This is a genomic window from Viridibacterium curvum (assembly GCF_039544165.1).
Lineage (GTDB): Bacteria > Pseudomonadota > Gammaproteobacteria > Burkholderiales > Rhodocyclaceae > Viridibacterium > Viridibacterium curvum.
In genome coordinates this window covers 264,507-283,260 of record NZ_BAABLD010000002.1, presented here as the reverse complement: position 1 = coordinate 283,260, position 18,754 = coordinate 264,507, and the positions used below count along the sequence as shown (strand labels likewise).

At 60.9% G+C, this 18,754-nt stretch carries 18 protein-coding genes and 1 tRNA gene; 11 read left to right on the top strand and 8 right to left on the bottom strand.

Annotated features, from left to right (window positions below; translation table 11 throughout):
- Window positions 1-34: 34 nt before the first annotated feature.
- Together clpP and tig are read right to left on the bottom strand one after the other, a co-directional pair.
- Window positions 35-667, bottom strand: a complete 633-nt coding sequence (clpP, locus tag ABEA02_RS02515) for an ATP-dependent Clp endopeptidase proteolytic subunit ClpP (protein ID WP_345531586.1) — start codon at window positions 665-667, stop codon at window positions 35-37.
- 77 nt (window positions 668-744) lie between these two features.
- On the bottom strand, window positions 745-2,055 hold the full coding sequence (gene tig / locus ABEA02_RS02510) for a trigger factor (RefSeq protein WP_345531245.1): 1,311 nt from the start codon (window positions 2,053-2,055) through the stop codon (window positions 745-747).
- A gap of 419 nt (window positions 2,056-2,474) precedes the next feature.
- On the opposite strand from tig, the gene ABEA02_RS02505 reads away from it, so the two are divergent.
- From ABEA02_RS02505 to ABEA02_RS02495, 3 genes are all read left to right on the top strand, one after another.
- A complete protein-coding gene (locus ABEA02_RS02505) occupies window positions 2,475-4,397 on the top strand; it encodes a PrkA family serine protein kinase (protein ID WP_345531244.1) in 1,923 nt (640 codons plus the stop codon).
- 70 nt (window positions 4,398-4,467) lie between these two features.
- Window positions 4,468-5,736 (top strand): YeaH/YhbH family protein, encoded by a 1,269-nt coding sequence (locus ABEA02_RS02500; protein ID WP_345531243.1) that lies wholly within the window; start codon window positions 4,468-4,470, stop codon window positions 5,734-5,736.
- A complete protein-coding gene (locus ABEA02_RS02495) occupies window positions 5,733-7,271 on the top strand; it encodes a SpoVR family protein (protein ID WP_345531242.1) in 1,539 nt (512 codons plus the stop codon). Before ABEA02_RS02500 ends, ABEA02_RS02495 begins: the two co-directional genes overlap by 4 nt.
- 19 nt (window positions 7,272-7,290) lie before the next feature.
- Here ABEA02_RS02495 and ABEA02_RS02490 read toward each other — a convergent pair whose 3' ends face one another.
- Both ABEA02_RS02490 and ABEA02_RS02485 read right to left on the bottom strand, forming a co-directional pair.
- Entirely contained in the window at window positions 7,291-8,439 is a 1,149-nt protein-coding gene (locus ABEA02_RS02490) for a VanZ family protein (protein ID WP_345531241.1), read from the bottom strand.
- A 92-nt stretch (window positions 8,440-8,531) separates the two neighbouring features.
- Window positions 8,532-8,616: transfer RNA gene (locus ABEA02_RS02485), tRNA-Leu, on the bottom strand.
- Between the two features lie 89 nt (window positions 8,617-8,705).
- Here ABEA02_RS02485 and hpnC point away from each other — a divergent pair.
- From hpnC to hpnE, 3 genes are read left to right on the top strand one after another with little or no spacing between them, the layout of a single operon-like run.
- Window positions 8,706-9,530, top strand: coding sequence for a squalene synthase HpnC (hpnC, locus tag ABEA02_RS02480; RefSeq protein WP_345531585.1), 825 nt, complete (start codon window positions 8,706-8,708; stop codon window positions 9,528-9,530).
- Complete coding sequence (hpnD, locus tag ABEA02_RS02475; RefSeq protein ID WP_345531240.1) at window positions 9,527-10,360, top strand: presqualene diphosphate synthase HpnD; 834 nt, start codon at window positions 9,527-9,529, stop codon at window positions 10,358-10,360. The genes hpnC and hpnD overlap by 4 nt, the downstream gene beginning before the upstream one ends.
- Window position 10,361: 1 nt before the next feature.
- Complete coding sequence (hpnE, locus tag ABEA02_RS02470; protein WP_345531239.1) at window positions 10,362-11,672, top strand: hydroxysqualene dehydroxylase HpnE; 1,311 nt, start codon at window positions 10,362-10,364, stop codon at window positions 11,670-11,672.
- A 315-nt stretch (window positions 11,673-11,987) separates the two neighbouring features.
- Here hpnE and ABEA02_RS02465 read toward each other — a convergent pair whose 3' ends face one another.
- Both ABEA02_RS02465 and lexA read right to left on the bottom strand, forming a co-directional pair.
- A complete protein-coding gene (locus tag ABEA02_RS02465) occupies window positions 11,988-12,158 on the bottom strand; it encodes a hypothetical protein (protein WP_345531238.1) in 171 nt (56 codons plus the stop codon).
- Between the two features lie 63 nt (window positions 12,159-12,221).
- Complete coding sequence (gene lexA, locus ABEA02_RS02460; protein WP_345531237.1) at window positions 12,222-12,824, bottom strand: transcriptional repressor LexA; 603 nt, start codon at window positions 12,822-12,824, stop codon at window positions 12,222-12,224.
- A gap of 258 nt (window positions 12,825-13,082) precedes the next feature.
- Between lexA and ABEA02_RS02455 the strand changes: the two genes are divergently transcribed.
- The 3 genes from ABEA02_RS02455 to ABEA02_RS02445 all read left to right on the top strand — a co-directional run bounded on the left by ABEA02_RS02455 (window position 13,083) and on the right by ABEA02_RS02445 (window position 15,758).
- Window positions 13,083-14,462 carry a hypothetical protein gene (locus ABEA02_RS02455; RefSeq protein ID WP_345531236.1) on the top strand — a complete coding sequence of 460 codons (1,380 nt, stop codon included), beginning with the start codon at window positions 13,083-13,085 and terminating at the stop codon, window positions 14,460-14,462.
- 76 nt (window positions 14,463-14,538) lie between these two features.
- A complete protein-coding gene (locus ABEA02_RS02450) occupies window positions 14,539-15,201 on the top strand; it encodes a histidinol-phosphatase (RefSeq protein ID WP_345531235.1) in 663 nt (220 codons plus the stop codon).
- Window positions 15,202-15,257: 56 nt separating this feature from the next.
- Window positions 15,258-15,758: a DNA-deoxyinosine glycosylase gene (locus tag ABEA02_RS02445; RefSeq protein ID WP_345531234.1), complete on the top strand. Its 501-nt coding sequence runs from the start codon at window positions 15,258-15,260 to the stop codon at window positions 15,756-15,758.
- On the opposite strand, the gene ABEA02_RS02440 is transcribed toward ABEA02_RS02445, so the two are convergent.
- Together ABEA02_RS02440 and ABEA02_RS02435 are read right to left on the bottom strand one after the other, a co-directional pair.
- Window positions 15,727-17,187, bottom strand: a complete 1,461-nt coding sequence (locus tag ABEA02_RS02440; RefSeq protein WP_345531233.1) for a heavy metal sensor histidine kinase — start codon at window positions 17,185-17,187, stop codon at window positions 15,727-15,729. The genes ABEA02_RS02445 and ABEA02_RS02440 overlap by 32 nt on opposite strands.
- Window positions 17,184-17,858 (bottom strand): heavy metal response regulator transcription factor, encoded by a 675-nt coding sequence (locus ABEA02_RS02435; protein WP_345531232.1) that lies wholly within the window; start codon window positions 17,856-17,858, stop codon window positions 17,184-17,186. The genes ABEA02_RS02440 and ABEA02_RS02435 overlap by 4 nt, the downstream gene beginning before the upstream one ends.
- A gap of 127 nt (window positions 17,859-17,985) precedes the next feature.
- Here ABEA02_RS02435 and ABEA02_RS02430 point away from each other — a divergent pair, with 127 nt between their 5' ends.
- Together ABEA02_RS02430 and ABEA02_RS02425 are read left to right on the top strand one after the other, a co-directional pair.
- Window positions 17,986-18,459, top strand: coding sequence for a cupredoxin domain-containing protein (locus tag ABEA02_RS02430; protein ID WP_345531231.1), 474 nt, complete (start codon window positions 17,986-17,988; stop codon window positions 18,457-18,459).
- Between the two features lie 9 nt (window positions 18,460-18,468).
- Entirely contained in the window at window positions 18,469-18,750 is a 282-nt protein-coding gene (locus ABEA02_RS02425; protein WP_345531230.1) for a copper-binding protein, read from the top strand.
- Window positions 18,751-18,754 lie beyond the last annotated feature (4 nt).

Below are 18,754 nucleotides of genomic sequence, written 5' to 3'. Positions count from 1 at the left end.
GTCCCCGGATTCCAGTTGGGCAGGTTCTACCCGTTCAGGCCACTTCGCTACGGCTGGTCAAAACCTTGTCGATCAAACCGTACGCCTGAGCATCGGCTGCTGAAAGGAAATTGTCACGGTCGGTATCACGTTCGATCTTGTCGATCGGTTGTCCCGTATGTTCCGCCAACATCTCGTTGAGACGACCGCGAAGATAAAGGATTTCGCGGGCGTGAATCTCGATATCCGACGCCTGCCCCTGGAAACCGCCCAGCGGCTGGTGAATCATGACGCGTGAATTAGGCAGGCAGAAACGCTTTCCCTTGGCACCGGCAGACAGCAGGAATGCGCCCATGCTGGCTGCTTGCCCGATGCACAGCGTGCTGACATCGGGCTTGATGAACTTCATCGTGTCGAAGATGGCCATGCCTGCGCTGACCGAGCCGCCGGGCGAGTTGATGTAGAAGTAGATGTCCTTGTCAGGATTCTCCGACTCCAGAAACAACAACTGCGCAACGATCAGATTGGCCGTCACATCATTCACCGGCCCAACCAGGAAGATCACACGCTCCTTGAGCAGGCGCGAATAGATATCGAACGCCCGCTCGCCCCGCCCGCTCTGCTCCACAACCATGGGCACGAGGCCCAGACCTTGTGGGTCCCAGCCATCCGTGTTGTGGGGGGGCATGCTTGTTCCGAAATGAGTCATTCCTGAAATCCCTTCAAACGCAACAAAATGGCTGTTCAAAACAACAAAAGCAAAGATCAGGCCGCTTGCTGACTATTCATCAGTTCGTCAAAGGTGATGGCCTTGTCAGCCATTTTCAACTGCGTGCCAACCCATTCAACGACATTGTCTTCCACCACCACGTCTTCAATGTTCGACAGACGTTCCGGGCTGGAGTAGTACCACTTCACCAGTTCCTCAGGCTTTTCATAGCTTTGCGCGAGGTCTTCGATGATCTTGCGAATCTGCTCGGGCTTGGCACCCAGTCCGTTCTTGCTGACAATTTCGGACACAATCAGGCTCATCTTGACCCGCTTGCCCGCTTGTTCAACGAACCATGCCGGCTCAACCGGAATGTTCTTCGGATCCATGCCGCGTTGCGCCATGTCCTGGCGAGCCTGCTCGGCCATGCGCTTGGACTCGGATTCGATCAAAGCCTTGGGCACTTCCAGCGTCACGGCTTTATCGAGTACGTCGAAAACATTGCCGCGCACCAGATTTCGGATGCGGCGCTTCACTTCGCGCTCCAGGTTGCCGCGGATTTCTGCGCGCATCCGGGTGATATCGCCATCCACAACACCAAGAGACTTGGCGAATTCAGCGTCGAGTTCCGGCAAACGGGGCGCCTCGACGCTCTTGATGGTGATTTCGAACTGAACGGTCTGGCCGGCAAGATTCTGTGCGTGGTAGCCCTCAGGAAAGGTCAGGTCGAAGGTACGGCTCTCACCAACAGACACGCCTACCAGTTGCGCGTCGAACTCGGGCAGCATCTGCCCCCCACCCACCGTCACGGGAAAGTCGGTCGCCTGACCGCCTTCAAAGACTTCACCATCTTTGCGACCGGTGAAGTCGATGACCACGCGATCACCTTCAACGGATGCACGGGTTGCGGCTTCGAACACGGCGCGCTGCTTACGCAGCACTTCCAGTGTCTTGTCGACCTCAGCTTCGCCAACTTCAACAACCGGACGTTCGACGCTTTGAGAGCCCAGATCACCAATGCTGACTTCGGGGAATACTTCGAACACGGCGCTGAACTCAACCTGGCCGTCAGCGGCAGGCTGCTTGGCTTCGATGCGCGGATAACCGGCAACACGCAGATTCTGCTCGCGCACTTTTTCGCCAAAATTGCGCTCGACGGCGGCTTCCAGCACTTCGGAGCGCACTTGCGGGCCGTAGGTCTGCTCGACGATCTTCATCGGCACCTTGCCCGGGCGGAAGCCGGACATCTTGACGGTACGAGCCAGACGCTTGAGCCGCTCCTCGACGCCGCGCTCGATTTCAGCCATCGGGATGGACATGTCAATGCGGCGCTCCAGCGCGCCCAGCGTCATTTCATTGGTTTGCATCAGGAAAATCCTTGGTCGATGTGGGGTCGGGCTTCAGCGCGAAGACACAAAGCCCTGCGTTCATAAGAGGCGCCAAGACTGCCTGCGCGCTGCTCGCGCAAGTCCGGGCGAAACACAAATACGGGTAGCACGATTTTACCACAGCAGACCGGCCGCCCGTCCCGGGTACGACTTGTTTGACAGCAATTGGCACGTTCCATGCATCGAGCAGCTTGCAAGGGACTGAAGGACAACGGAACTTCGATCACCTTCAGGGGGTCTTGATGACGGAAGCCATGATAGTGCTGCATCCGTCCATGGCTGAGAGGAATAGACGTGCCAAATGCCGCCCGCTCCGGCTTTAGTTCCAGACGCAGTTGGACGATAGTTCGATTGCGGACAGTTGTTCCCGTCGGTGTGATTCTTCGAGGAGGTGTTGCATGAGTATTTTCAGTGCGTACCAGGCCCGGTTCGAGGTGAGCAAGGAAGAAGAACTCTCCTTGCAGGAATACCTCGAGATCTGCAAGAAAGATCGCAGCGCCTACGCTACGGCAGCCGAGCGCATGCTGATGGCGATCGGCGAGCCGGAGATGCTGGACACGCGGCTTGATCCGCGCCTCTCACGCATCTTCTCCAACAAGGTCATCAAGATTTATCCGGCGTTCCGTGAGTTTTACGGCATGGAAGAAGCCATCGAGAACATCGTTGCCTACTTCCGCCATGCTGCTCAGGGACTGGAAGAGAAGAAGCAGATTCTCTATCTGCTGGGCCCTGTTGGTGGCGGCAAGAGCTCGCTGGCTGAAAAGCTCAAACAGCTCGTCGAGAAGGTGCCGTTTTACGCCATCAAGGGCTCGCCGGTGCATGAATCGCCGCTGGGCCTGTTTGATCCGCTGGAGGACGGTCAAATTTTCGAGAATGACTATGGCATCCCGCGCCGCTACCTCAATACCATCATGTCCCCGTGGGCGGTCAAGCGCCTGCATGAGTTCAACGGTGATGTCACCAAGTTTCGCGTAGTGAAACTGCGCCCCTCTGCGCTGCAGCAAATCTCTGTCGCGAAGACCGAGCCCGGCGACGAGAACAACCAGGACATCTCGTCTCTGGTCGGCAAGGTCGATATTCGCAAGCTCGAACAGTATTCGCAGGACGATCCCGACGCCTACTCCTATTCGGGTGGCCTGTGCCTTGCCAACCGCGGTTTGCTGGAATTCGTCGAAATGTTCAAAGCACCGATCAAGGTGCTGCACCCCTTGCTTACCGCTACGCAGGAGGGGAACTACAAGGGCACGGAAGGATTCGGCGCCATCCCCTTCGACGGTGTGATCCTCGCGCACTCAAACGAATCCGAGTGGCAACAGTTCAAGAACAACAAGAACAACGAGGCATTCCTTGACCGCATTTTCACGGTCAAGGTGCCTTACTGCCTGCGCCTGTCGGACGAGGTGAAGATTTACGAAAAGTTGCTGCAGCATAGCTCGCTGACGGAAGCGCCCTGCGCGCCAGACACGCTCAAGATGCTGGCTCAGTTCGCCGTTCTCTCGCGCATGAAGGAGCCAGAAAACTCCAGTATTTTCAGCAAGATGCGCGTCTACGACGGCGAAAACCTGAAGGACACGGATCCCAAGGCCAAAAGCTATCAGGAGTACCGCGACTACGCAGGTGTCGATGAAGGCATGACCGGGCTTTCGACACGCTTCGCGTTCAAGGTGCTATCGCGGGTCTTTAACTTCGACCATCGAGAGGTTGCCGCCAATCCAGTACACCTGATGTACGTACTGGAACAACAGATCGAGCAGGAGCAATTCCCGCCCGAGATAGATCAGAAATACACGGCCTTCATCAAGGAATACCTGGCGCCGCGCTATGCCGAATTCATCGGCAAGGAAATCCAGACCGCCTATCTAGAGTCCTACTCCGAGTACGGGCAAAACATCTTTGACCGCTACGTGACGTACGCTGATTTCTGGATCCAGGACCAGGAATTCCGCGACCCGAACACGGGTGAAATCTTTGACCGCTCCTCGCTGAACGACGAGCTGGAAAAGATCGAGAAGCCTGCTGGCATCAGCAACCCCAAGGACTTCCGTAACGAGGTGGTGAATTTCGTGCTGCGCGCCCGTGCCAAGCACAGCGGAAAGAATCCGAGCTGGACTTCGTACGAAAAGCTGCGCTCGGTCATCGAGAAGAAGATGTTCTCGAATACCGAAGACCTGCTGCCCGTTATCTCCTTCTCGCCCAAGGCCAGTGCAGACGAGCAGAAAAAGCACCAGGATTTCGTCAACCGCATGATCACCAAGGGTTACACCGAGAACCAGGTCCGCCTGCTCTGCGATTGGTACCTCCGCGTCCGCAAGTCTTCGTAAGCTTCATGCACTGCGCCATGCCCCGCCATGGCGCAGTGCTCCGCACTTGAATCAATCCTGGTGCATAGACATGGTTCGCATAGTCGACAGACGTTTTGACAGCAGGAATAAAAGCGCAGTAAACCGTCAGCGCTTCATGCGCCGTTTCAAGGGGCAGATTCGCAAGGCGGTCGCCGACGCCATTGATGGCCGTTCGATCAAGGATCTCGACAACGGGGAGAGCGTCACCATCCCCTCCAAGGACCTGTCCGAGCCGCATTTCCAGCATGGGGAAGGCGGCACCTGGGAACAGGTATATAGCGGTAACGATCAGTTCGCCTCCGGCGACGAGATCAATCGTCCGTTGGGAGGTGGTGGGAGTGGCGGAGGCGGCGGAAGCGCGAGCGAAGATGGCGAGGGAGAGGATGATTTCGTCTTTCAGCTCTCGCGCGAGGAGTTCCTTGACGTGTTCTTCGACGACCTGGCCCTGCCCAACCTCGTCAAGACACAGCTCGCCAAGATCCCCGACTACAAGTCGCAACGCGCTGGCTTCTCGAACGACGGCACGCCGACCAACCTGAACCTGGTGCGCTCGATGCGTAGCGCACTGGGGCGCCGTCTGGCACTCGGCTCGCCCTACAACGCCAGGTTACGTGAGCTGCACGCCGAGATCGACGAGCTGGAAAAGTCCACGCCGCGCGACGAAGAAGCAATCCAGAAGCTCAAGGAAGAAGCCGGCGCTCTGCGCGCAAAACTCGAACGCATCCCCTTCCTCGACACCTTCGACCTGCGCTACAACAACCGCATCAAGGTGCCGCAGCCCTCGACTCAAGCTGTGATGTTCTGCCTCATGGACGTGTCGGGCTCGATGGATGAGCAGAAGAAGGCCACGGCCAAACGCTTCTTCATGCTGCTCTACCTGTTCCTTACGCGCACCTACGAGCACATCGAGGTGGTCTTCATCCGTCACCACACTGTGGCACGCGAAGTGGACGAAGAAGACTTCTTCCACTCGCGTGAGTCGGGCGGCACGGTCGTCTCCAGCGCGCTGGACATGATGCGCGACATCATCCGCGAGCGTTACAACACCGGCATGTGGAACATCTACGGCGCGCAGGCGTCGGACGGCGACAACTGGGAGAACGACTCACCGCGTTGTCGCGAAATCCTGTCGCAGACCATCCTGCCCTTCGTGCAGTTTTTCGCCTACATCGAAATCACACCCGGCGAACCGCAGAACCTGTGGCGCGAGTACGAAAAAATCATCGGCACGACGCCCGCATTCGCGATGCAACGTATCGAGAACTACGCCGATATCTATCCCGTGTTCCGCGAACTCTTCAAGAAGACACTCCTATGAGCCCGACTACGAAGAAACGCGCAAAGAAGCCCCTGCCCGCCCCGTCGGAATGGACCTTCGAGCTCATCGACCAGTATCACAAGGAGATCCAGCGCGTCGCCGAAAGCTACGGCCTGGACACCTACCCCAACCAGATCGAGCTCATCACTGCCGAGCAGATGATGGACGCCTACGCCTCCGTCGGCATGCCGGTGAATTACCACCACTGGAGCTTCGGCAAGCAATTCATTGCCACCGAGAAAGGCTATCGGCGTGGTCAGATGGGGTTGGCGTACGAAATCGTGATCAACTCCAACCCCTGCATCTCCTACCTCATGGAAGAAAACACCATGACGATGCAGGCCCTGGTGATTGCACATGCGGCTTACGGCCACAACTCCTTCTTCAAGGGCAACTATCTGTTCCGCACCTGGACCAACGCGGACGCCATCATCGACTACCTGATCTTCGCGCGAAACTTCCTCTCCGAATGCGAAGAGCGCCATGGTGAGGAGGCGGTCGAGCTGCTGCTGGACTCCTGCCACGCGCTGATGAGCGTGGGAGTAGACCGCTACAAGCGCCCGCCCAAGCTGTCGCTTGAAAAAGAAAAGATGCGCCAGAAGGAGCGCGAGGACTACCTGCAATCGCAGGTCAATGACCTGTGGCGCACGCTGCCACAAACCGAGGCCAAGTCGTCACAACAAGCCGAGCGCCGCTTCCCTGCCGAGCCAGAGGAAAACCTTCTCTACTTCCTTGAGAAGAGTGCTCCTCTGCTGGAGCCCTGGCAGCGCGAAGTCGTACGCATCGTTCGCAAGGTCTCGCAATACTTCTTCCCGCAACGGCAGACCCAGGTCATGAACGAGGGCTGGGCCACCTATTGGCACTACACCCTGCTAAACACCATGTACGACGAGGGGCTGCTGGCAGACAGTTTCATGATGGAGTTCCTGCATTCCCACACCAACGTGGTGATGCAACCCGCCTACAACGTACCCTGGTACCGCGGCATCAACCCTTATGCATTGGGCTTTGCGATGTGGACGGATATCCGGCGCATCTGCGAAAACCCCACTGAAGAAGATCGCAAGTGGTTCCCGGACATTGCCGGCTCCAACTGGCGTGAAACCTTCGACTTCGCCATGCGCAACTTCAAGGACGAGAGCTTCATCGCGCAGTTCCTGTCACCGAAGTTGATTCGCGACCTGCGACTGTTCGCGATCGAAGACGATGATCAGGCCCCGCGCCTGAAAGTCTCAGCCATCCACGACGATGCGGGCTACCACGCGATTCGCCAGACGTTATCGGAGCAGTACAACATCGGCTCACGCGACCCCAACATCCAGGTATGGAACGTCGATATGCGTGGTGATCGCAGCCTCACACTACGCCATCAATCCTTCAAGCGCAGGCCCATGGGCAAGAGCACGGCAGAAATGCTCAAGCACGTCGCAAGGCTGTGGGGTTTCACGGTCAAGCTCGAAACTGTCGATGAAAATGGCGTAACCGTGCTGACCCGTGAGTGCCGGCCCGACAAACCGGTAGCCGTCGCGGCCTGACAGCGTCTGCGCCTTGCCGTTACCGTGAAGCAACGGGTGAAGAGGCAGGCACCACCTGCCTCTTCTTCAATTCCGCCCTGTCGGCATGCACGAGTGGTTTGCGCAGTACCCATGCAAGCAACAGCAGCACAAAGGGCTCGGTCATGTCCCCCGTTCGCCCTGCCACCCAGGTCTGCAGATACTCCACACCTGCAAAGCAGATGGCGATGATTACGCTGGCAGCGAAAACCCTGGCTTGCATACCGTGCAAGAGCCAGATCACGGCAAGACTTATGTAGGCGATGCGCAGCAGACTGACCAGGTTGGCCAGCATGCTGCCTTCCAGCCGAGCGAAGAGCGGCAACCAGTGCAGATCACTCTGCCAACCTGGAAACTGGAATGGCGCCAGAGAATCCAGCAGATAGCTGACCAACAGCAAACCCAGCAATACGCCCCAAGGCGTCTCGCGCCTGCGCCAGATGAGGAAAGCCAGCCAGCCAACACCGAGCCCAAGCAAGGTCCCCGGATGTAATGCATGCCCCACGATGAAGAGCTTGGTCCCGAGAAAAATCGCCGCCATGCCGGTGATCATCAATGCAGGTTTGTAACGTCCCACTCCACTGCGCAAGGCAAAGGCAGCTACCAGGAATTGAACCGCCACAACGCCGGCATGCACGAAATCGATGTTGAAAGGATCACGCAGTGGCCGCAGTGCGCTGCGCACCTGCCCCACATCGAGACTGGGGACAAAGGGCGCCAGCTCGGCACCCAACCAGCACAAGGCGACAATCATGCTCAGCGGCTCGAAAGGGATTTCCTGCCTGTCACGCGCCGCATCCAGGCGTCGATAGGCCAGTCCTGCCACCACGCCAACGGCGCAGCCGACGCCATTCCAGAGCACGTCGGCCAGACTTGCCGAACGCTCCGGCACCCAGAACTGCGCGATCTGAACCAGCAAGGCAAACATCACCCAGGCGAAAAACTGTGACAGCTGCGCCTTTGCATGGCCCGCCATGAACGCGATCAACAGCCCGCACGGCAAGAACAACAACACGTTGCCCGTGACATCGGGAAAGTTCGTCCACAGATCGCCCGCCCGTTCCCACAGCGCCTGTCTGGCCTGCGTCAGGTCGACGTCGGTAGTGAAATGGAAGGGGTAGAGCGAGCCATACGCGATCAGCAGGGCCACGCCCACTGTGAGGACACGCCACAACGTGCGCCGGCTACGGCGGTGGACTGGCAAAGGCTCACTCATTCCGCTTGTACGCCATGCGTCTCGTTTGGTGCCCAGGAAGGGACTCGAACCCCCACGCCTCGCGGCGCCAGAACCTAAATCTGGTGCGTCTACCAATTTCGCCACCTGGGCAAGGTGGAAAGCTGCCGGTCCAGCCGGCGAGCGGGCCGAAGTATACCAGCTTGGCTATACTCCCCTGCCCGCGAATGTCAGCCGGACAAATGCCCGTCGATCACTACGAAAACTTTCCCGTCGCTTCCCTGCTGTTGCCCAGCCACCTGCGCGAGCCGGTGGAAGCCATCTATGCATTCGCCCGCAGCGCAGACGACATCGCGGACGAAGGCGATGCCGAACCCTTGCAACGCCTCGCCGCGCTGAACGACTACCGTCGCGAACTCAACACCATTGATAGCGGCGGCATCCCTGACATTGCCATGTTTGCCCGCCTGGCGCGCAATGTCCGGGCGCACCAGTTGCCCGTAATCCTGCTGCGCGACCTGCTCGACGCCTTCTCACAGGACGTCGTGAAGACCCGTTATGCCGACTTCGCCGAACTGCGTGACTACAGCCGGCGTTCTGCCGACCCTGTGGGGCGGCTTCTGCTGCATCTCTACAAGGCCGCCACGCCCGGCAATCTCTCGAACTCGGATGACATCTGCTCCAGCCTGCAATTCATCAACTTCTGGCAGGACGTTGCCGTCGACTGGGCCAAGAACCGCGTTTACCTGCCTCAGGAGGATCTGCTGCGCTTCGGCGTCAGCGAGACGCAGATTGCCGAGGGACGCATCGATGACAACTGGCGGACCCTGATGCGGTTCCAGGTCGAGCGTGCCCGCGACATGATGCTGCGGGGCGCCCCGCTTGCCTTCGCCCTGCCCGGCCGCATCGGTTGGGAGCTGCGTTTGATCGTGCAGGGAGGCCTGCGCACGCTGGAGCAAATCGAGGCCGTGGACTACGATGTTTTCCGCCGTCGCCCCACCCTGGGCAAGACAGACTGGCTGCGCCTCGTCTGGCGCGCCATCACCATGACAAGAAAACCTGCATGAATCCCTTCGAGTACTGCGAGCAGAAAGCCGCCGCCAGCGGCTCCAGCTTCTATTACAGCTTCCGCTTCCTCGCACCTGAAAAGCGCCGCGCCATCATGGCGCTGTATGCGTTCTGCCGCGAGGTGGATGACGTTGTCGACGACATTCCTGACCCGCAGATTGCCCAGACCAAGCTGGAGTGGTGGCGCAAGGAAACCTGCGAGATCCACAGTGGGTCTCCCACACATCCGGTGACCCAGGCTCTCGCCGAAGTAGTCAAGACCATCAACCTGCCGCGCGAACAGCTGCTGGAGATCATCGAAGGCATGCAGATGGATCTGCAGCAATCTCGCTACCTCGACTTCAAGGGACTCCAGCTTTATTGCTACCGCGTGGCCAGTGTGGTTGGCCTGCTCGCAGCCGAGATCTTCGGCTACACCGACCGCCAGACGCTCAAGTACGCGCACGACCTGGGCATCGCCTTCCAGCTCACCAATATCATCCGCGACGTCGGCGAAGACGCACGCCGTGGCCGTATCTACCTGCCTATCGACGAGCTGCAGCAGTTCAACGTCACTGCGCGCGAAATCACCGACGGCCAGTACAGCGACAAATTCCGTGCGCTCATGGAATTCCAGATCGAACGAGCCGAGCGCTACTACGCACAGGCCATGGCACATCTTCCTGCAGTGGATCGCAAGCCCCAGCGTGCCGGCCTGATCATGGCAGCCATCTACCGCGCAACACTCGACGAGATCAAGCGCGACGGCTGCAAGGTCCTGAGCCAGCGCACATCGCTGACGCCAATCCGTAAACTGTGGATCGCTGTCACCACCTGGATCAGGGGCTGATATGAGGCGTGTGGCCGTCATCGGTGGGGGCTATGCTGGCCTGAGCGCAGCCGTCGAACTGGCTCGCCTCGGCATCCCCGTCACACTGTTCGAAGCATCCCGCGTCCTCGGGGGCCGCGCCCGTGTCGTCGAGAAGGACGGTCGCCGCATCGACAACGGTCAGCATCTGCTCATCGGCGCCTACACGGAAACCCTCAAACTGCTACGCCTGCTGCGCGTACCACCGCGTCAGCTGCTCAGTCGCCCCTTCACCTGGCACGTCCCGGGCAAGCTCGACATTCGCGCTCCCGATCTGCCAGCGCCCTTGCACCTCGCAGTGGCCCTGTGGCGTTCAAAGCAATTGACCTGGTCTGACCGCTTCGCAGCCGTGCGGCTGATGCGCCATATCAAGCGCATCCGCTACACGCTGCAGCAAGACTGCAGTGTCAATCAGCTGCTCAGCGATACAGCACAGACAGATCTGCTGCGTCAGCACCTCTGGGAGCCCTTGTGCGTCGCAGCCCTGAACACCCCGTCGGATCAAGCCTCCGCGCAGGTATTCATCAATGTACTGCGCGACTCGCTGACGCAGAGCGCCACAGCCAGCGAGCTTTTGATCCCGCGCGTTGACCTCTCCGAACTGCTGCCAGTGCCGGCCGCGCAATTTCTGGCTCGCAACAATGGCACCGTCAATATCGCCACACCGGTCAAAGGGATAGAGCAGGACGAAGACGCCTTCCGCCTGCTTGGCAATCCCTTCGAAGGCGAACGCTTCTCACAGGTCATACTCGCGGTAGCCCCTTATCACGTCAGCGACCTCCTGGCCCCACTCCCCGAACTGACGCTGCTGCGCGAACAGATCGACGCCATCCCTCACCAGCCGATCACGACCGTCTACCTGCAGTACGACGCCGCGGTGCGTCTGCCCGAGCCCATGCTTGGCCTCGCTTCAGGCAGCTTCCAGTGGTTGTTCGATCGGGGGCAGCTCGGTGAAGACAAAGGACTGATCGCCGCCGTGATCTCGGCACGCGGCCCACATTCCGAACTGAGCCGCGACGAACTGGCGCTACGCGCCCATGAAGCGGTGGAGACACTGCTGCCACGGCTGGCCGCGCCCAGCTGGTCGACGGTCATTACCGAAAAGCGCGCAACCTTCTCCTGCACACCGTCGATGTGGCGCCCGATTCCGGTTACCCCGCTGAAGAATCTGGTGCTGGCAGGTGACTACCTGCAATCGCCCTACCCGGCCACCATCGAAGCAGCCGTACGCTCAGGACTCGCCGCAGCACGGCAAGTCGCACGTTTGCGCCAGGCTGAAGCAGACGGCAGCTGAACGGATAAAAACCCGGGCAAATGGGGTAATGCGGTGCGCACCATTCAGCACAGCGCTTTGAAAACCACGCTGCGCGGGCAAGGAATGAGGTGAGCGCCCCATACCTTCCTTGCCCGGCAGTGCGGCAACCGGCGACTAGCGATCGACTGGTTGTACTGCTCGGTGTGGGCACATGCAACAAGGTGACGAGGGCTGCATGTGCCGGCAATCTTCAAAGCATCCATCAGCTCTGTGACACGCTGACTTCCGCACAAGCGGGATCGGGAGACCCCGCTCAGGCCTTGTGGCCCATGAAACTGATATGTCTGGCGCAGCTCAACGCGGAACGGTCAGGCGCGACTCTTCATACATGGCCAGCAAACCATAGCTGCGACCGCGCCGTTGCAACACATCCAGCATGGCCTGCGCCCACGGATAGGTGCTGATGATGCGACCCACGGGCAAGGACTGACGGCTGGCTTCCGGAACGATGCTATGGGACTTCATGGTATTGCTCCTGCAAACGGCAAACTGGAAAGAAGAGGCAGACATGAGATGGACACCGTCTGCCTAGAAAGCGAAATCGTCGCGGATCAGCCCTACAACCAACCCTTCGATGGTGAGGCTCTGACGTTCAGGATCGATCACGATGGGCTTCATGCTGCGGTTTTCAGGCAACAACTCGATGCGGCCCTTGGCACGACGCAGGCGTTTGACAGTGACTTCATCATCGACGCGCGCCACGATGATCTGGCCGTCGCGCACGTCCGCCGTGCGATGCACCGCGAGCAGATCACCCTCGAAAATGCCGGCCTCGATCATTGACAGGCCACGCACACGCAGCAGGAAGTCGGCACGCGGCTCGAACATGGCCGGATCCACCCGCACATGGCGATCTACAGTCCCTTCTGACAGAATGGGCGAACCGGCCGCGACGCGCCCCACGACGGGCAAACCCAGCGCCTCGGCCAGACGGATACCCCGCGAAGAACCCGCCTCCAGCGACAGCGCGCCTTTTTTGGCAAGCGCCTTGAGGTGCGCTTCGGCCGCATTGGGCGACGCAAACCCGAAGGCAGCGCAGATCTCGAGCCGGGTAGGTGGTGCGCCGTTTGCTTCCTGGACTTCACGGATGAAGTCGAGAATCTGCTGCTGGCGTTCGGTCAGTTTTTCCATGGCTCTGTAACAGGCACGTGGTCTCGAAGTGGTACGACTCGGAAGCGTTTGTCGGGTCAGCCGAATCAATTCGGCAGCGCTCGATGCAATGACTGTAGTTTTATACAGTATTTGTGGAATTGCAAGGGCCGCGTGAAAAATCCTGCAAAGGCGATCTCGCCCTGCCCCTAAAGGGCAATGACAACGACTGTGATTCAGCGATAATTCGTCATAAATAACAAATTTGCAGCGGCGCGCTGCAAAGCCGAGGGAGTATTGATGGACAAGCGTTACCGGATCGTTTTCAAGGGCGAGTTGCTACCCGGCCACGACCCCCAAGTCATTCGTCAACGCGCTTCACGTCGACTCGGCGCCAACCCGGCACAAACCGATCGCCTGTTCAGCGGCCAGACCGTCATCCTCAAGCGCGGCGTCGACATGGACGTCGCCAAACGATACGCCATCGAGCTGCGCGAGCTGGGCATGCGAATCCTGGTAGAGCCTGAGCCCGCTCTGGCACAGCCCGCCACTCCGGCCGCCGACACCCCGCGTTATCGGATCTGTTTCGCAGGGAGCGTGCTGGAAGGCTTTACGCGCGAAGCCGTGATGGAAGCTGCGGCAGATAGACTGCGTGCCACGCCGCCACAGCTGGCCCAGATGTTCTCGGGCCGCAAGACCGTCATCAAGAAGGACCTCGACGCCGAGCAAGCACGCCGCTACGCAGCCCGGTTGCAAAGCATCGGCATGCGCGTCGTGGCCGAGGCGCAGCCTGGAGCGGCGAACACCACGCCCGCCGCAGCCACCAAGCAGGCAACGCCAGCCGTCACGACGCCCATCCGGGTGCAGGAGCAGCGACCGGAGCCCTCGGCCCTGACTGCGACTTCACGCAACATCCACGAAATCATGCGTCAGCAACAGTCGCTTTCCGCGACCGAGGTTCATCAGCCACTCAGGCGCTTCGAAGACGGGGCGGACATGACCGCCACCCAGGTGGAGATGAATCTCACCCAGACCATGGTCGACCACGACCTGATCGCCACCAACCAGAACCTGCCCGACCTCGAAAAGACCGAACTTGCCGGGCAGGCCTATCTCAACGCCCTGATCCGCGACGAGACCAACCTGCCGCCGCCATCGTTTGCCACGGTGACCGCGACAACGCCGATCCGCGCCGAGCTCGAAAAGACCGCGCTGACGCCGCACACCTTCCGCAACGCTTTGCTGGAGGCCGAAACCACCATCGCCATTCCGCGTCCGGGCAACCTGAATGCAGCGCAGTCGCTGAGCGCACCTGTCGCGGCAAAAGATCCGGCGGACTCGACACTGGTCAACCCTCCGCGCCCCATCGTTGCGGCCAAACCTCCTGTCGAAATCGTCAGCCTGGTCCTGCGACAATGCGTCGCATGTGGCGCGCAACAAGCGCAGGGGCGCTACTGCGTGCATTGCGGCTGCGAGTTGCCACGCCTGCTACCCGAACCTGCTCACCCCATTGTGATCTCGACGCCGCAAGCTGCGCAGCCCCGTGAGGCGGAGCCGCCTATCGCCGACGTACCCTACCCACCCAAGGGCCGCCCAGGCATCGCCCCGCAACGCCTGCTCCTACCCGGTGTCGCGCTGCTCGGCCTGGTCTGCCTGGCCGCCTGGGGCTTGCTGCGCTGAACCGGTACGGCGGCAAACTGCTGGCGCCGCAATCTGGTAAGGTCGTCAGCCTCCCCGAACACTGCTGGCTGCCGCAATGAATCTCGCCCTCTTCGACCTCGACAACACCCTGCTCCGCGGCGACTCCGACCACGCCTGGGGCGAATTCATCTGCGAGCGTGGCGCCGTCAACCGCGCCGAGTACGAGGCGCGCAACAATGAGTTCTACGAGCACTACAAGGCCGGCACGCTCGACAACGCCGCCTTCCTGCGCTTCGTCATGGCCCCGCTCGCCGCCATCCCGCGCGCGCAGCTCGACGCCCTGCACGCCGAGTTCATGCAGAGCCGCATCGCGGGCATGATGCTGCCGCAGGGTCAGGCGCTGGTGCGGAAGCATCTCGACGCAGGCGACCTCGTCGCCATCGTCACCGCCACCAACGCCTTCATCACCGCGCCCATCGTGCGCGCCTTCGGCGTCTCGCATTGCATCGCCACGATTCCGGCTCAGGAGAATGGCCGCTTCACCGGCGAGCCACGCGGCCTACCGGCCTTCAAGGAAGGCAAGATCACGCGCGTCAACACCTGGCTGGAATCGCTGGCGCTGAACCTGCAAAGCTTCGACAAGACCTGGTTCTACAGCGACTCGCTCAATGACTTGCCACTGCTGTCGCTGGTGACGAATCCTGTCGCCGTCGACCCGGATCCGACGCTGCGGGCGCATGCCGAGAAGTCGGGCTGGTCAGTGATCAGTTTGCGCTGAACTGTCCAGACGCGTTGGTGCGCATTGCGCACCGTGATCATTGACGGACTGAAACCATGGCACGCGTCCACAGCTTTCCACCCATCGAGCCACCGTCTGCCCGGCTACTGATCCTCGGCAGCATGCCCGGCATCGCCTCGCTGCGTGCGCAGCAGTACTACGCCCATCCACAGAACCTGTTCTGGCGCGCGCTGGGCAGCGCCTTGCGCTTCGACGCAACCACTGACTACGCCGCGCGTGTGTCAGCCCTGCAAGCGCAGGGCATCGCGGTGTGGGACGTGCTGCAGACCTGCGTACGCGAGGGCAGTCTGGATGCAGATATTGAGGCGGAGAGCATCGTGCCGAACGACTTCGCGGCTTTCTTTGCGCGTCAGCCTGGCATCGAACGCGTCTGCTTCAACGGTACGGCCGCCGACACCTTGTTCCGGCGGCATGTGCTGCCGCGTTTGCCGTTCTTGCAGGCCGAGCTGATACGCCTGCCGTCGACGAGCCCGGCGAATGCGTCGATTCCGCAGGCTGAAAAAATCAAGGCCTGGGTGCAGGCAATCGCATCGTGAAGCGCGTGACGCCATCTTCCGACGTCACAGCAAGGCTGCCACCATGTGCCACGACGATGGCATGCGTTATCGCCAGCCCCAGCCCGGCGCCTTCGCTGCTGCGGTGGCGCGAAGCGTCGGCACGGTAGAAGCGGTCGAACAGGCGCGGCAGGTGTTCGGGGGCGATGGTCTCGCCCTGATTCTCGATTTCCAGTTGCACGTGTGTGCCGTCACTGTCGTCGATGCGCACAACGATGGCCGTGCCCGGCGTGGCGTGGCGCACGGCGTTCGACAACAGGTTGGAGAGCGCACGCCGCAACATGGATCCGTCGCCCGGTACGGCGCCCTGCCCTTCGACTTGCAGCGTCAGTTGCGCGGATTCAGCGAGCGCCTCGTAGAAATCGAAGAGCTTGCGCATCTCGTCTTCGAGCCGCACCAGTTCGTGACGCGGCACCATCAAACCATTGTCCGCCTTGGCCAGGAACAGCAACTCGGACACCATGCTGGAGAGGCGCTCGAATTCTTCAAGGTTTGAGTACAGCACGTCGCGGTACTCCTCGGCACTGCGCGTTTGCGACAGTGCCACCTGCGTATGCGTCATCAGGTTGCTGACCGGCGTGCGCAGTTCGTGCGCAAGGTCGGACGAAAAATCCGACAGACGCCTGAACGAGTCTTCAAGGCGCGCCAGCATCTGGTTGAGCGATTCGGCGAGCGTTGCCAGCTCTTTCGGCACGTCAGCCAGCGGCAGGCGGAAGTGCAGGTTGTCCGCAGTCACCTCGGCCGCCGTACGGCGCATGGCCTGCAGCGGCAACAGAGCATGTCGCGTAAGAAGCCAGCCCAGCAAGCCCGTCAGCAAGGCCGCGCAGGCCACGAACACCCACAGCGTGACGCGGAACTCGCGCAGGAAATCCGTGTGGTGCGAGATCTCGGTCGCGACGATCAGCGTCACCGGCGCCATGCTGGCGACGCCGGTATGCATCGCGACAGCCAGACCACGGAAGTTGCCGGCCGACGTCTGCCAGGCGGAAAGCTGCGCCGTGCGGATGTTGGCGGCGTGGCCTGCATGTGCGAGGTGTTCGAACTCTGCTTCCGGCAAAGCCGCTTCGGGCGCCAGCAGTGATTCGGGCACCTGCATGTCGCGTGAAGCAAACAGCCGGCTGCCATCGGCAGCGATCACGGCCACCACCAGGCCATGATGGCCGATCAGCGAATCATCGAACTTCTGCGGCAAGGCAGCCAGGTCGGCCACGCTGCGGGCGCTCCGCAAGGCGTGCTGAGCCAGTGCGATCTTGCCTTCCAGCAGCGCGGCATCCTGCTCCATGAAGTGGCGGTCAACAGCGCGCAGGATCATGTAACCCAGCGCCAGCAGCACAGCCGTAGACGCGGCAGCAAAGAACAGCGTCAGGCGCAGGCTCAGCGAGGGGCGACGTGCCGGCTGCAGGAGGCTCACGGCGCGTCCAGCACGTAGCCCATGCCACGCACGGTGTTGATGAGTCTGGTCGGGAAGCCATCATCGACCTTGGCACGCAGGCGACGCACAGCCACCTCGATGACATTGGTGTCGCTGTCGAAATTCATGTCCCACACCTGTGATGCAATCAGCGAGCGCGGCAGCACTTCGCCCTGCCGACGCATCAGGAGTTCGAGCAAGGCGAACTCCTTGGCCGTGAGGTCGATGCGCTGCCCTGCGCGCGTGACGCGGCGCCGACGTAAATCGAGCTCCAGATCGGCAATGCTCAGCAGATCACCCTCGCTTGCCTTGCTGCCCCGGCGCAGCAGGGTGCGCACACGGGCCAGCAGCTCGGCGAAGGCGAAAGGCTTGACGAGGTAATCGTCAGCGCCCAGCTCAAGGCCCTTCACGCGGTCTTCCACCTGGTCGCGCGCCGTCAGGAACAGCACCGGCATATCGCGCCCCGCACGGCGCAGGCCAGCGAGGATCTGCCAGCCATCAAGGCCCGGCAGCATCACGTCGAGAATCGCCAGCGCGTAGTCCTCACTCAGCGCCAGGTGCAAGCCATCCTTGCCATCGCGTGCAAGGTCGACCACGAAGCCCGCCTCGCTGAGGCCCTGCTTCAGATAGTCGCCGGTCTTCGGCTCGTCTTCGACCACCAGGATCTTCATGGGGCGCACTTGTGGGTCAATCGCATGGCGGGATTTTGCGCGGTCGCCACGGCTTTGTCCGGATGATTACAAATTTGTAATCCAGGCGTCAGGTTTCTGTGGGGTGACACGCAACACCATGCCTGACATGAAGATCCTCCTCACCCTCCTGTTCTTGCTCGGCTGTGGCGCTGCCTTCGCCCATGGCGACAACCATGCCGGCAAGGCCACCACCACACGCGAGCAGACCGCCTGGGGCATCGCTGGCCAGCCCAAGGCCGTGCGCCGCACGATCGATATCCGCATGGACGACCAGATGCGATTCACGCCAGACCGCCTGCAGGTGCGCCGTGGCGACACCCTGCGCCTGCGCATCCACAACAGCGGCCAGGTGCTGCACGAGCTGGTTATCGGCACCCCTGCCGCGCTGGCAGAGCACGCCGCGCTGATGCAGCGATTCCCGAACATGGAACACGACGAACCCTGGATGGCCCACGTGCCGCCGGGCAAGACCGGCGAGCTGGTCTGGCAGTTCAATCGCGCCGGGGACTTCGAGTTTGCCTGCCTCATCGCCGGCCATTACCAGGCAGGCATGCGCGGCCGCGTCACCGTCAAACCCTGAGGAAGCTCCATGAAAACATTGACCATCGCCCTGGCCCTGCTCCTGCAAAGTGCCGCCCTGCTTGCCGCCGCCCCTGCCGAGGGCGAAGTGCGCAAGATCGACAAGGCCGCCGGCAAGGTCACGCTGAAGCACGGCGAAATAAAAGCGCTGAACATGCCCCCCATGACCATGGTGTTCAAGGCGCGCAACCCCGCCCAGCTCGATGCACTCAAGCCCGGCGACAAGGTCTTGTTCCAGGTCGAGCAGACGGCAGACGCCCTGCTGGTCACCGACATCGTCAAGGCAAAGTAAGCGC